Below are 13,157 nucleotides of genomic sequence, written 5' to 3'. Positions count from 1 at the left end.
TGCAGCAAAATCTGAACTTTAATATAGAAAAAAACTAGTCCGATGATTGGTAAAATTGAATTTATTAATAAAATGCACAAAAACTAGACCGTCAGTATTTTAACACATTTAATGGAAGACTAACTATGAAGTTGGCATATTCTAATTTTTTTTTGGCCAAAAACCCAAAAAACTTTTAGATGTAAGATTATTCTAGAAAAAGAAGTTTTAATTTTGCGGCTTAGAAAAATCGAGTAATCTAAATTATAAAATTAATCAATGTCAGTATTGAATTCTACTTCGACAAGAGACAATCAAATTTTTGATTTAATTCAGAAAGAACATAACAGACAGCTGCATGGGATTGAGCTGATTGCCTCTGAAAACTTTGTTTCACCACAAGTAATGGAAGCCGCAGGAAGTGTGCTAACCAACAAATACGCTGAGGGATTGCCAGGAAAAAGATATTATGGCGGTTGTGAAGTGGTAGACGAAGTGGAGCAGATTGCAATCGATAGACTTAAAGAACTTTTTAAATTAACTTGGGCAAATGTGCAACCGCACTCAGGTGCTCAAGCAAACATGGCCGTATTTTTGGCTTGTTTACAACCTGGCGACAAAATATTAGGATTTGACTTATCACATGGAGGTCATTTATCTCATGGTTCTCCTGTAAATATTTCGGGAAAATACTTTCAACCGTTTTTCTATGGTGTAGAAAAGGAAACCGGCCTCATAAATTGGGACAGCGTAGAAGAAACTGCCAACAAAGAAAAGCCAAAATTAATTATTTGTGGGGCTTCAGCTTACTCAAGAGATTGGGATTATGCTAGATTAAGAGCCATAGCTGACAAAGTTGGGGCTGTGCTTTTAGCCGATATATCTCATCCGGCAGGATTAATTGCAAAAGGACTATTGGCTGACCCATTTGATCATTGCCATATTGTAACTACCACTACACACAAAACCCTTAGAGGAACAAGAGGTGGTGTAATCATGATGAGAAACGACTTCGAAAATCCGTTTGGAATCATTACTGCCAAAGGAAAAATGAGATCTATGGCATCACTTTTAGATTCAGGCGTTTTCCCTGGTACACAAGGTGGCCCATTGGAGCATATCATTGCTGCTAAGGCAGTTGCGTTTGGAGAAGCCCTTACAGAAGACTTCGGAGCTTATGCTGTACAAGTGCAGAAAAACGCCAAAGTAATGGCACAAGCATTTGTTGACAAAGGCTACAGTGTAATATCTGGCGGAACAGACAACCATTTGGCTCTAATTGACCTTCGTCCGAAAGGATTGACTGGAAAGTTGGCAGAGAATACGTTGATAAAAGCGGATATCACGGTGAACAAAAACATGGTACCTTTTGACGATGCCACAGCCATGACTACTTCGGGAATGAGAGTAGGAACTGCTGCCATGACCACCCGTGGATTGGTAGAAAGTGACTTTGTAAGAGTGGTAGATTTGGTAGACAAAGTTTTGATGAATCATGACAATGAGTCAATTATTACCAGTGTTAGAAACGAAGTAAATGAGTGGATGACAGGATTTCCACTATTTAAATAATATCATAAACCAAAAAAATACCCCATCTGAATGTTTAGATGGGGTATTTTGTTTTATAGAAGCGTATTAAATTATTACATTTGCATAAAGAAATCAAACAAATGCCATTAGATCAATCTCCTTACATACATTATAACGACAACGAAGACGAAAATACTGGTGAACACGTCGAAAAGGAAATGACTTTTATAGAGCATTTGGAGGAACTCAGATGGCACATTATCCGATCTGTGGCAGCCATACTTATCTTTATGATAGCAGCTTGGGTGATGATGGGTAAGATTTTTAATCTCATCATTTTAGCTCCTTCAAGGCCCGACTTTTGGACTTACAGAAAACTATGCGAATTGGGCAATAAAGTAGGTATCCCGAGCCTTTGTGTAGAAAAACTCAACTTCTCATTGATGAGTCGTGAGGTTTCTGGTCAGTTTATGATGCAACTTACTGCTTCGGCGATAGTTGGGCTTTTGGTAGCGTTTCCGTATGTTTTTTGGGAAATTTGGAGATTTATAAAGCCTGGTCTGAAAATTACAGAGAAAAAAGCCGCAACAGGATCTGTTTTCTTTGTGACTGCACTGTTTTTCTTAGGTATTATGTTCGGCTATTATGTGGTTGCTCCTTTTGCCATAAACTTTTTGGTAAACTTCCAAATCGACCCAAGTATTGAGAATCAATTCGATATACAGTCTTACATTTCGGTATTGGCAACACTTACATTGGCTTGTGGTGTTACCTTTCAGCTACCTATGGCAATTTTGGTTTTGACGCGTATTGGAATAGTTACTCCGGCATTTTTGAAAGAATACAGAAAGCATGCTTTCGTAATAATTCTTATTGTGGCAGCGATCATTACACCTTCTCCAGATATGATCAGCCAAGTTTTAGTGGCTATTCCGCTTTATATCTTATTTGAAATTAGCATATTGGTATCTCAAAGAATTTATAATAAGAAACTAAAAGAAACGGAATCATGACAAAAAGACAAGGCCTATTCCCTGTTCAAAATGCTGCTTTCGCATTGATTATTTTGGTAATTGTGGTTTATGCCTTGTATATTTTGAAAGACATTTTTATACCGTTTATTTTTGCGGGACTTCTCTCTTTCTTATTGTACCCTATCTGTAGATTTCTAGAAAAGTATCATATACCTAGGCCCATGGCTATTTTAATAGCTATAATAATTGCTTTAAGTATATTGGGCTCAATTGTGTATTTTTCATATACTCAAATAATTCAATTGGAAAGCTTAATTCCTTTGGTAGAAAAAAAAGGTACAGTATGGATAACTTCCATTGAAAAACTCCTAAGACGTAATCTCCATATCAACCAAAACCAGTTGATAAAAGAAAGCCAAAAATACATGACTGAAGTGCTAAAAAATAGCACACAATTTATTGGCCAGACATTGAGTACAACATCAGGATTTCTTCTAAACATCTCTTTATTACCACTTTATATTTTTTTATTTTTACTCTATAGAGACTTTCTAAAGACGTTCGTATATAAATTAATGCGAACAAGTAGCAAACATACCATATCTAACACTATCAATAAAATAAATGGCGTAGTAAGAAACTATATTGTTGGATTACTCCTGGTGATTTTAATAGTGGGTATTTTAAATACAGGAGCTCTATACTTTCTAGAAATTGAACATGCCTTATTTTTTGGTTTTTTTGCTTCTTTTTTGGTTTTAATACCTTACATCGGTATTGCCATAGGATCAGCTTTACCCATTATGGTGGCTTTGATTACCAAAGATTCTTATTGGTATCCGGCTGGCGTAGCGGCTTCTTTTTTTGTTATTCAGTTTTTAGAAGGCAACTTCATCACGCCTATGATTGTGGGTAATAAAGTCAGCATCAACTCCTTGGCTGCCATCATGTCATTACTACTTTTTGGAAACCTTTGGGGTATAAGCGGATTGGTTCTGGCTTTGCCTCTTACCGCCATAATAAAAGTCATATTTGATTCTTCAGAGTCGCTCAAAGCCTGGGGATTTCTTTTGGGAGACTCAGACCACATAGACGTCCAAGCAACTAAAAAGAACTTTGACTTCAAAGGGTTTTGGAAATAATATCGAGCTGATTTTTTGATTTCGTCAATTGAAATTCTAGAGATTTTAAGACCAGAATCTCATACTATTCTGCCATTTTTGATATTATTATTTCAAAAAAAATAATTCAAAATATTATCTAAAAAATACTTCTACAAAGACTCGAATTTTGTCTATTATTAAGGATAATAAAATCAATTTATGAGTATATTTGAACAATAAAATCATAGGAAAAAGAACGCTAATAGTACAACAAAAAAATGAACGCAAAGGATAATCTTTTTGAGATTATAAAGGCCAATGCCTCTCAAAAAGAGCTCAATTGGATTGAAACAAAAGCCAGTGGTAGTTTGCAATCTTTACAAACAGCATTTGTTGCAACACCTCGATTTATCAGCAAAACCCCTATAAATACATTTGAGACACTGAATGGAGTTGACTTCAAAACTTGGACATTGGATAAATTGGTGAGGGCTTATTTTTTAGCAAGTTTAAGTGATTTACACAAAGAAGTTTACACCAAAACACTCCATACGCTTTTTGAAACGGCTGAAAATAACGAAGCAGTAGCTTTGATATCATCCTTGGTTTTTCTTGAAAACCCTGAAACATGGCTTTTACGAGCCACCGATGCAGTAAGAACCAACATAGGAGTGGTATTTGATGCTATCGCCTTCAAAAATCCTTATCCGCAAGAATATTTCTCTGAATTGGCTTGGAACCAGTTAGTTTTAAAATGTATTTTCAACGACAAACCAATTCAAAGAATTTTGGGATTAGATGAAAGAGCCAATAAAGAATTGGCTACTTCAATTTCAAACCTAGCACATGAGCGTTGGGCGGCAGGTAGGTCAATCCCTCCTCAAGCGTGGAGATTAGTAGTTAAATATTTAGATGAAACAATTTTTGAAGATATAAAAAGGTTGTTTGATTCAGAAAGTCAGAACGATCAAATTGCTGCAGCATTGGTTTGTAAATACAGTGAATTTGAAACTGCCAAAAGTAAGCTAGAAATACATGCTGATTTAAAAGATAAAACTAAGAATCTTACTTGGAGTTCTTTAGAATGTTAATTTAAGAAAATCCCTTATTGAAATGTGCCAAAAAGAATCAGAAATAAAACAAAACCCTTCACACTTTGAAGGTACCGCCGAAGAGCATGAAATGTCTAAAACCATTCAGGCCAACTACATGGACTATGTTAAAGGGATGAAATTCTTTGACCCACATATTCATATGTCCTCAAGAACGACCGATGACTATACTGCCCTCGTAGATGCTGGTGTGGTGGCCATCATAGAGCCCGCATTTTGGCTTGGACAACCCCGAACAGGTTTGGCATCTTTTAAAGATTATTACAGCAGTTTAGTAGGATGGGAGCGTTTTCGTTCATCACAATTTGGCATTAAGCACTATTGCACCATCGGTTTGAATTCTAGAGAGGCAAATAACGAAGCTCTAGCTGAGGAAGTTATGGAAATACTACCCTTGTTTCTTTACAAAGAAGGCGTAGTAGGAGTTGGAGAAATTGGCTTTGATGACCAAACTGCGGCCGAAGAAAAATATTATCGTCAGCAACTAGAAATGTCAAAAGAGGCTAGTTTACCAGTGCAAGTACATACACCACACCGAGACAAAAAGAAAGGAACAGAATTGAGCATGTCAATCGCTTTAGAACATGGTATTGATCCGAGAATGGTCATCATTGACCACAACAATGAAGAAACAGTCGAAAGTGTTTTGGACAAAGGTTTCTGGGCTGCATTTACCATTTATCCTTTTACAAAAATGGGCAATGAACGCATGGTAGAATTGGTAAAAAAATATGGTCCTGAACGTATCATGATAAATTCGGCGGCAGACTGGGGAATCAGTGATCCTTTAGCTGTGCCCAAAACAGCCGCATTGATGAAAATCATGGGCATTTCAGACGAAGCCATAAAGTTGGTTTGCTACCAAAACGCTATTGATGCCTTCGCACAAAGTGGACAAATCAACGTTTCTGACTTCGAAACACCTCAAGAAATTGACCAAAGTTTGAAGTTTAATGGAAACACCGTTTTAAGAGGAGGACAGATTCCAAGGGTTGACAAAAATTCTATTTTCATTAGCTAAGTTTATTTTGAAAATAAAAGCATATTTACAACTATCTCGTCCTGCCAACATAGTTACAGCAATCGCTGATATTTTGGCAGGTGTTGCCATTGCGAGTTTTGCCACTCCAATTGCAATGCTAAATCCTATTGGAACAATACTTCTATGTATTTCTACAATTGGATTATACGGAGGAGGGATAGTTTTCAATGATATTTTTGATTTGGAATTAGACAAGATCGAACGTCCTGAAAGAGCTATTCCTAGTGGAAAGATAAGTTTAAAAAACGCCTGGATTTTCGGAAGCATGCTTCTTTTGATAGGAATTATTGCAGGATTTTTGAATAATTCATTGAGTGGGGTAATAGCCTTATTAGTAGCCTTTTCGGCACTTATTTATGATAAATATGGCAAACATCATTCATTTTTGGGGCCGATTAACATGGGGCTTTGTCGAGGGGGAAATCTCATTTTGGGCATGTCCATCGTTCCCAATACCGTTACAGAATGGTGGTGGCTTGGCATTTTACCAGTCTGTTATATTGCGGCTATTACGATGATTAGCAGAGGCGAAGTACATGGGGGAAATAAAAGCACTTTATATTTTGCGGCGTTTTTGTATGTCACTGTGAGTATTTCGCAGTTAGTAATTTCTTACAGGTTAGACAATTTATGGCTAACGCTTATTTTTGTTGGACTTCATATTTATTTGATTTTTAAACCCTTAGTAAAAGCCATATCAAACCCAATAGGGCCAAATATAGGCAAGGCTGTAAAGGCTGGCGTGTTGGCTTTAATAGTGATGGATGCAGCTTGGGTGTCTGTTTCGGGCAATTTTGTTATTGCTCTTTTTGTACTAATTTTACTTCCGATATCGATAAAACTAGCAAAAGTTTTTGCTGTAACATAAGTTGCTGATATGAGGAGTATTTTATTTTTATTCAATCCTAAATGAAGTTTATAAGACAGGCCTTTGAGGTTCCGTTCAGTTTTAATATTGTTTTCACTGAACACCTTTTTTCTACTGATAATCAAGAATTTAAAAACTTTCTTGAAAACTTTGGGGACAGTAGTTTCCATAAAAAAATATTATTTTTAATAGACGCAGGTGTCTCTGAAAATCATAAATATCTTCAAGAAAATATCGCTACTTATTTTCAGACCATCCAAAATATTACACTGGTTGAAGAAATAATAGTTCTGCCTGGCGGTGAGTTCGTAAAAAACGACCCACAATATCTCGAAAAAGCTCTTTTGGCCATCAATGAGCATGGTATAGATAGGCATTCGTTTGTGGCAGCCATTGGTGGAGGGGCGTTTTTGGACATGGTGGGCTATGCTTCTTGTATTGCTCATCGCGGGGTAAAACATATCAGAATTCCTACAACAGTTCTTTCTCAAAATGATTCTGGAGTTGGAGTAAAAAATGGCGTTAATTTTCTTGGAAAAAAGAATTTCTTAGGCACCTTTGCTCCACCTGTTGCTGTGTTTAATGATTCAAATTTCCTAAAGAGCCTTTCGGATAGAGATTGGCGATCGGGAATTTCGGAAGCCGTAAAAGTTGCTTTAATTAAAGATTTGCCTTTTTTTGAATGGTTAGAAGCCAATGCCGAAGCCATGGCAAACCGAAATATGGAGGTAATGAGCGAGCAGATTTTCCGCTCAGCTGCTCTACATACCAATCACATTTCTAGTGGTGATCCGTTTGAACTGGGTTCTGCTAGACCGCTTGATTTTGGACACTGGGCCGCTCACAAATTGGAATATTTGACCAATTTCGAAATCCGACATGGTGAGGCAGTTGCTATTGGAATTGCTTTAGATTCTGTTTATTCCAAAATACTCGGTCTTATTACTCAGCAAGAGGTAGATAGAATCCTTATTTTACTTAAAAAACTGGGCTTTACATTGTTTCACACTGCACTTGGAGAAAATGACAAATTGAATCTTTGGGAAGGTTTAAATGAATTCAGAGAGCATTTGGGAGGCGAATTGACTATTACGATTTTGGAGAAATTGGGCAAAGGGAAAGAAATTCACGAAGTCGATTTTGAGGCGATGAAACAAGCGGTAGATGAACTTGAAAAATTGAATTACTAAAACTTTTGTAAAAAAAACAGATTAAAGACCTTGCGTAATAGCAATCATGCGGTAAATCTTAAAACTATGAAAACAGCATTTGGCCAACTCAGCTATTGCAGCAATATTCACCCAGGAGAAGACTGGAAAGAGCATTTTTCGGTACTTAAAACCAGCATTCCAGAAATAAAAGCTGCGGTTTGTCCGATAGAACCCATGGGACTCGGACTTAGACTGGCCAACCAAGCCAGCATAGATTTATCCGAAAATGAGAATTTTGAGGATTTTAAAAATTGGCTTGAAGCAAACGAAGTTTATGTTTTTACGATGAACGGATTTCCGTACGGAAATTTCCACAACGTGGTAGTAAAAGACCAAGTACACGCACCCGACTGGACCACCAAAGATCGGACTGATTATACCATCAGAATTTTTGAGCTTTTAGCCAAATTATTGCCCGAAAACCTAGAAGAAGGTGGAATCTCAACCTCACCTCTCTCCTATCGTTTTTGGTGGAATACGCTCGAAAGTTTAGAGAATGCAACCCAAACAGCTACAAAAAATATTTTATTGGTCGTTGAAGTTTTGATAGATATTTTCGAAAAAACTGGGAAAATACTGCATTTAGACATTGAGCCAGAACCCGATGGTATTTTAGAAAATTCGGATGAATTCATCAATTGGTACAAGGCATATTTGCTTCCAATGGGAATTAAACATCTAGCCAACAAGGGATATTCAGCCGAGGATGCTATTTCTTTAATCAAAAAACACATAACGCTTTGCTATGATGTTTGTCATTTCGCAGTTGGTTTTGAAAATCCGCAAGATGTTATCAATAAACTTGATAATGAAGGACTTAAAGTGGGAAAAATCCAAATAAGTTCAGCGGTAAAAGTCGATTTTTCTGAAAATGCAGACGAAAAACTTAAAACGATAGCCCAATATAACGAACCCACATATTTGCACCAAGTGGTGGCACTACAAAAAGACGGAAGTTTCTTGAAATTTCCTGATCTATCCGAGGCTATCGCTGGTTTTCATGAAAACATCAGTGAATGGCGGGTGCATTTTCATGTTCCACTATTCTTGGAGAATTATGGTTTGCTGGGATCAACACAATCAGACATTGTAGAAACAATCAGAGTGCATAAAAACATGCCATTTACACATCATCTTGAAATCGAAACTTACACTTGGGGAGTTTTGCCAACTGAGTTCCAAGCTCCTCTTAATGAATCGATTATAAGAGAAATCAATTGGGTAAAGGGGCTTCTCAATGATTGAATGAATTAAGGAATGAATGATTATTATTTTGAATGATTCAGTGATTGAATAAATAGAGGTATTTTTTGGTAAAATATAGAAATAAATGCAAAAAACAGTAGTAATTGATATTGTAGGATTGAGTACAAGTGTGATTGGTGAGCATACGCCTTTTTTGCAAAAATATATTTCCAAAAATAACCTTACGCACATAAAACCAGCATTTCCAGCAGTTACAACTACCGCACAAAGTTGTTACGTGACTGGAAAGACACCCGCAGAACATGGCATTGTGGGCAATGGATGGTATGACCACGAGGCTTCTGAAATAAAATTCTGGAAGCAATCCAACAAATTGGTACATGGCGAAAAAATTTGGGATGCCGCCAAACGCAAAAATCCCAATTTTACAAGTTCGAAAATGTTCTGGTGGTACAACATGTACTCCTCAGCCGATTTTTCAGTGACTCCTCGCCCACAATACCATTCGGATGGTGTAAAAATGCCTGATTGTTATTCTTACCCGGCTGACTTGAGAGATAAACTCCAAAAGAAGTTTGGAACATTTCCGTTGTTTAAATTTTGGGGACCAGGAGCCAATATTGAGTGCTCCAAATGGATAGCAAATGCTTCTATGGAGGTAGATAGAGAAAATGACCCCACGCTCACACTTATTTATTTGCCGCATTTGGATTACTGTATGCAGAAATTCGGGACTGATTTCTCTAAAATAGCCAAAGAATTAAATGAAATAGATGCTCTTGTTGAAGAATTGGTAACTTACTATGAGCAGCAAAATGCCAACATCATTTTGCTTTCTGAATATGGCATTAACAACGTTTCACGACCAATTCATATCAACAGAATTTTACGAGAAAACGGTTTATTGGCCATACGTGTGGAAGCCGGACATGAACTATTAGATGCTGGAGCTTCAAAAGCTTTTGCAGTGGCAGACCACCAAATAGCCCACATTTATGTAAACGACCCGAAAGAAAAGTCCCGTGTAAAAAGTATTTTGAAAAAAATAGAAGGTGTAAAGTTGGTAATGGATGAAAACGAAAAGCAAGAGCATCATATCAACCACGAGAGGGCTGGAGATTTCATATTGATGGCCAAAGCCGATAGCTGGTTTACCTATTATTATTGGAACGATGACAAACTCGCTCCTGACTTTGCAAGAAGTGTGGACATACACAACAAACCTGGCTACGATCCTGTGGAGATGTTCATGAATCCCGCAAATCCTTTTATAAAACTACGAGCAGCCTATAAATTGGCCAGAAAACTCCTCGGATTTAGATACCGAATGGACGTAATTCCATTAGACGCTACGCTCATTAAAGGCTCACACGGCTCTTTAGACATTGACAAAGAATACTACCCCGTACTCATTACTAATCAAGTTATTAACCAAAAAGAGATAGCCGCCACGGATGTTTATTCTGTTATTTGGAAGAGTGTTTTTGGAAAAATAAAAGAATAAATTCACCTAGCAAACTTCTCCAGCTGATTTACCAAAACTTCGAAATCGTTGGGGTATGGGGCAGTGGCTTCTATTACTTGACCGTCCAAGTCATGAAACTTGATGGTGTGGGCGTGTAGGGCCACTCTTTTCATCAAGGGTAGTTCTTCGGTGTCATTTTTAAGGTTAAACTTTCGTTTGATGTCTGAAAGGAAAACCATTTCGCCGCCATAAGTAGGGTCACAAACAATTGGGGCTTTGAGACATTGCAAGTGAACACGTATCTGGTGCATACGACCTGTGATAGGAATACACTTCACCAAAGTGTGTCTCGTATATTTTCTGATGGTAAAGAATATCGTTTCGGCCATTTTGCCTTTTGCCTTGTCTATTCTTACTGCGGTGCCGTCTTTTAGTGGTGCTATGGGCAAAAAGACAGAGATAGAATCAAAATCATGCAAACCATTTACCACGGCGTGATATTCTTTTTGCACTTCACGGTGCTCAAACTGCATGGCGAGGTTTCGGTATGCCTCAGGATTTTTTGCAATGACCAACGCTCCAGAAGTTTCTTTGTCTAATCTATGGCAAAGCTGCACATCTCCGTAAGTTTCGCGGGCAAGTTTCAGAATGCTTATAGAGCGATCGGCGGTGCGTTCGTCTAACGAAGGTACAAATGGCGGTTTATTGATAACCATATAGTTATCATTCTCAAAAATCACTAACTCTTTAAAATCTAAATTCTTTGGTGCTTTTTTAAACCTACTTAAATCCATCCTGCCGTTTGTTATTACAGTACAAAGCTACGCAATTTCCTTGGGTGGTTTGGCCAAATGGAACGTAAATCTTGTGCCTTTGTCTATTTTTGAGGTTACGTTTATGGTAGAATCGTGGGCGTTTAAGATATGTTTTACGATGGCCAAGCCCAATCCTGTACCACCTACTTCTCGTGATCGACTTTTGTCAACTTTATAAAAACGTTCAAATATCCTAGGGAGTTGATCTTGTGGAATGCCCGGACCATTATCTTCTATAACTATTTCTACTTTCTTGTTTTCTGCATTGAGTTCAACCAATACTTTACCGTTATCACGGCCATATTTTATCGCGTTATCTATCAAGTTTATCAGCACTTGAGACAGGCGTTGCTTATCTCCATACACCCAACATTCTCTCAGGTCTTTGGGTTTATATACCAACGTTGTGTTTCTTTTATTGGCCTTATTTTCAAGCTGTTCGAATATCTCTTTGACCAATTCTAAAATATCAAAAGCTCCAAATATCATTTTTATGTCGCCGGTTTCTACCTGGGAAAGCACCACAAGGTCTCTTACCAGAATATCCAAACCATCTAGGCTTTTGGCGGCTTTTTTCAAGAATCTTTCGGCTATAACTGGATCTTCTAATGCACCATCAATAAGCGTATGTACAAAGCCCTGAGCTGCAAAAATGGGGGTTTTTAGTTCATGAGAAACGTCAGCCAAAAACTCCCTTCGGAAAATCTCCATCCGTTTTAGCTCATCAATCTCCTCTTGTTTTTTGCTGACATAATTAGAAATTTCCCTATTGAGTTTTTTGAGTGGGTTTACGCTTTTCAGTAGTGATTTTCTTGAAATATCGAAGTCGCGAATTTTGAGTTTTTGGATGCTAGCATAAATCTCATTTACTTCTTTAAATACCAGTAAGTCAATGATATAAAACATAAAAAAGAAGGTAGAAAAGAAACTACCAATGGCTGCAATAAATAACATAGCCAAGTTTACCTCAGGTACAAAACTCAGGAAGCCAGTAGTAATACTAGAAACAAGTAGCGATGCAAAAAGAGAAATCCACCTAGGCGATAAGAACATACGTAATCTTTAGCACAACGAAATTGGGGTTTTATAGGCTATAAAGCAAATTTTATGCTAATTATCTGTCTTAAACATATATCCTACGCCCTTGAGCGTGCCAATATATTGGTCGCCAATTTTTTCTCTGACTTTACGAATGTGAACGTCAATGGTACGTTCAACAACAAAAACATCTGAACCCCAAATCTTCTGAAGTAAGCTTTCTCTTGACTGAACTTTATTAGGAACTGTGGCTAGATAATGTAGAATTTCAAATTCTTTTTTAGGTAAAACAACGACCGAACCATCTTCTTTGGTGACAGAATAAGTCTCCTTGTTTATCGTCAATCCTGCAATATGCAAAACTCCTTCGTCTGAACTTTTTTGGGTTTCCTTTCTAAAAAAAGCATTTATTCTACTTAAAAGTGCACGTGGTTTTATAGGCTTGGTAAGATAATCGTCTGCCCCTACTTCGAATGCGGCCACTTCAGAATATTCTTCAGCTCTGGCTGTAAGGTAAAGTAAATGTATGTGTTTTAGTTTTTCTGTGCTTTTGATGATTTTTCCGGCTTCAATGCCATCCATAATGGGCATCATAATATCCATCAATATCAAATCTGGCATAAATTGTTTGGCTGCTTCTATGCCCTCAAGGCCATTTGCTGCAGATTTTACCTCATAACCTTCTTTTTCTAGATTATAAATCAATAGCTCAAGTATGTCTGCGTCGTCGTCAATGACAAGTACTTTTTTAGCCATATTTATTATTTGTTAAATGAACGTTAAAATTCTGGTACAAAAGTAGACTAACTAA

12 protein-coding genes are annotated in these 13,157 nt (G+C 37.3%); 9 read left to right on the top strand and 3 right to left on the bottom strand.

Translation table 11 applies throughout. From position 1 onward, the window contains the following. The first annotated feature begins 258 nt into the window (after positions 1–258). From glyA to EGI24_RS15215, 9 genes are all read left to right on the top strand, one after another. Positions 259–1,551 carry a serine hydroxymethyltransferase gene (gene glyA, locus EGI24_RS15255; protein ID WP_255049337.1) on the top strand — a complete coding sequence of 431 codons (1,293 nt, stop codon included), beginning with the start codon at positions 259–261 and terminating at the stop codon, positions 1,549–1,551. Positions 1,552–1,652: 101 nt separating this feature from the next. Then, positions 1,653–2,525, top strand: coding sequence for a twin-arginine translocase subunit TatC (gene tatC / locus EGI24_RS15250; protein WP_255049336.1), 873 nt, complete (start codon positions 1,653–1,655; stop codon positions 2,523–2,525). Further along, positions 2,522–3,628: an AI-2E family transporter gene (locus EGI24_RS15245; protein WP_255049335.1), complete on the top strand. Its 1,107-nt coding sequence runs from the start codon at positions 2,522–2,524 to the stop codon at positions 3,626–3,628. Before tatC ends, EGI24_RS15245 begins: the two co-directional genes overlap by 4 nt. A 239-nt stretch (positions 3,629–3,867) precedes the next feature. Beyond that, positions 3,868–4,680, top strand: a complete 813-nt coding sequence (locus EGI24_RS15240) for an EboA domain-containing protein (RefSeq protein WP_255049334.1) — start codon at positions 3,868–3,870, stop codon at positions 4,678–4,680. A gap of 22 nt (positions 4,681–4,702) precedes the next feature. Then, a complete protein-coding gene (locus EGI24_RS15235; protein WP_255049333.1) occupies positions 4,703–5,722 on the top strand; it encodes a TatD family hydrolase in 1,020 nt (339 codons plus the stop codon). A gap of 7 nt (positions 5,723–5,729) precedes the next feature. After that, the gene (gene eboC, locus EGI24_RS15230; RefSeq protein ID WP_255049332.1) at positions 5,730–6,611 is read left to right on the top strand and encodes a UbiA-like protein EboC; all 882 of its coding nucleotides are present in this window, start codon (positions 5,730–5,732) and stop codon (positions 6,609–6,611) included. Between the two features lie 41 nt (positions 6,612–6,652). Further along, positions 6,653–7,801 (top strand): 3-dehydroquinate synthase, encoded by a 1,149-nt coding sequence (locus EGI24_RS15225; protein WP_255049331.1) that lies wholly within the window; start codon positions 6,653–6,655, stop codon positions 7,799–7,801. A 66-nt stretch (positions 7,802–7,867) separates the two neighbouring features. Further along, positions 7,868–9,067 carry a metabolite traffic protein EboE gene (gene eboE / locus EGI24_RS15220; RefSeq protein ID WP_255049330.1) on the top strand — a complete coding sequence of 400 codons (1,200 nt, stop codon included), beginning with the start codon at positions 7,868–7,870 and terminating at the stop codon, positions 9,065–9,067. A gap of 85 nt (positions 9,068–9,152) precedes the next feature. After that, positions 9,153–10,532, top strand: a complete 1,380-nt coding sequence (locus EGI24_RS15215) for an alkaline phosphatase family protein (RefSeq protein WP_255049329.1) — start codon at positions 9,153–9,155, stop codon at positions 10,530–10,532. A 2-nt stretch (positions 10,533–10,534) separates the two neighbouring features. Here the strand turns inward: EGI24_RS15215 and EGI24_RS15210 are convergent, their stop codons facing one another. The 3 genes from EGI24_RS15210 to EGI24_RS15200 are packed head-to-tail and all read right to left on the bottom strand — an operon-like array spanning position 10,535 to position 13,102. Then, positions 10,535–11,287 (bottom strand): RluA family pseudouridine synthase, encoded by a 753-nt coding sequence (locus EGI24_RS15210; RefSeq protein ID WP_255049328.1) that lies wholly within the window; start codon positions 11,285–11,287, stop codon positions 10,535–10,537. A gap of 27 nt (positions 11,288–11,314) precedes the next feature. Continuing rightward, on the bottom strand, positions 11,315–12,361 hold the full coding sequence (locus EGI24_RS15205; protein WP_255049327.1) for a cell wall metabolism sensor histidine kinase WalK: 1,047 nt from the start codon (positions 12,359–12,361) through the stop codon (positions 11,315–11,317). A gap of 57 nt (positions 12,362–12,418) precedes the next feature. Further along, on the bottom strand, positions 12,419–13,102 hold the full coding sequence (locus EGI24_RS15200; protein WP_255049326.1) for a response regulator transcription factor: 684 nt from the start codon (positions 13,100–13,102) through the stop codon (positions 12,419–12,421). Positions 13,103–13,157 lie beyond the last annotated feature (55 nt).

It is taken from the genome of Lacihabitans sp. CS3-21 (assembly GCF_024343675.1).
Classification (GTDB): domain Bacteria; phylum Bacteroidota; class Bacteroidia; order Cytophagales; family Spirosomataceae; genus Leadbetterella.
The sequence above is the reverse complement of the archived record's forward strand: the minus strand, read 5'-3'. Positions and strand labels throughout refer to the sequence as shown.